At 52.8% G+C, this 1,249-nt stretch carries 1 protein-coding gene; it reads right to left on the bottom strand.

Translation table 11 applies throughout. The features are described 5' to 3' along the window. Positions 1–293: 293 nt before the first annotated feature. The coding region (locus tag CSQ89_RS23635) for a calcium-binding protein (protein ID WP_304441809.1) at positions 294–1,249 on the bottom strand (956 nt) is incomplete at its 5' end.

Raw genomic sequence — 1,249 nt, 5'->3', positions numbered from 1 at the left:
CCAAACTCATGTGCCAATTGCGCAGGCTCTGCGGCGACAGCATGAAAGCGCGCCAGCATGACCAAACCCATCAAGCCCGAGTCGACGGGCTGGGAAGAAGAGGGGGCATCGACAGCGGTGCCCTGAGCATCATTCATGTATTTCACCAAAATCGGGAATAAGTATAAAAATAGAAAATACTGAGCCCGCCCGAGTCTTTGGTAGACAGGGGGTAAGCCAATAAAAAATACAACCCGAGCCACGAATGACCCGGGTTGTTTGAACGATTAACGTTTAAGTTGAATAGACGCGCTTTACATCAAGCGATTGGGTGCCAACACCGGGACATAAATGTCCTGTGCGGATGGTCCATGGCCCAGCACAGCTGCACCTTGCGGTGCAAAGGCGGACATGGCGCTTACCATTGCATTCAGCTGCTGGTCGACACCATTAGCCCTGCTGCCCATCGTGCAGACCGCGACTTCCGGCTGGCGAGTCGTTGACATGCCTGGGCCGCCTCTATAGCAAACCGCAATTTCCGGCTCATCCAGCGAACGCTTGCTACGGCTAACACTTACCGGTGCAGCAGCAGGCGCAACCTTGGTGTCTATCTGGGTATTGGTCCAGCTCACCTTATCGCTGAATATGAACCGCTCCACCCGATAAGCCACCGCATTGGTGGTGTCGAAATACTTCTCCACCGTCAACTGGTCGCTCGCACCGTATTTGATCACCAGATTGCTGCCCACCTTCTGCACAGCCGTGACATCGGTGGACTTAACATCCTTGAACTGCACGGTGTCGTTGTTACCGACGGTACTGTCATTCTCTACAATGATGTCTACGCCGTTACCGCGCTCAAATACATAGGTGTCATTGCCTGTACCGCCGGAAAGGGTGTCGTTGCCTATACCGCCAAAGAGGGTATCGCTACCGACATTGCCGACTAGATTATCGTTTGCAGTAGTGCCAGTTACGCTCAGGCCTCGCTCAATCAAGCTTGCGACGGTGGCTGTCTTACCATCAGCAAATTTCACCAGCTCGATCTTTTTCCGGTCGTCAGTGAACCATTCCTTGATGGTGATTCCATCCTTGTCGCTGTAATGCACAACCAGGTCGTTACCCACCCAACCAAAGCGTAGTTTGCTGGCATCGATGCCAGCACCGAAACTCAGTACATCTTCCTTACCGCCTTGATCGTAGAAGGTCTCTGCAATGGTGTCCTGCCCATCGCCAAGATTGAAGACAAAGGTATCGTTACCTTCATAGC

It is taken from the genome of Chitinimonas sp. BJB300 (assembly GCF_002735695.1).
GTDB lineage: Bacteria > Pseudomonadota > Gammaproteobacteria > Burkholderiales > Chitinimonadaceae > Chitinimonas.
The sequence above is the reverse complement of the archived record's forward strand: the minus strand, read 5'-3'. Positions and strand labels throughout refer to the sequence as shown.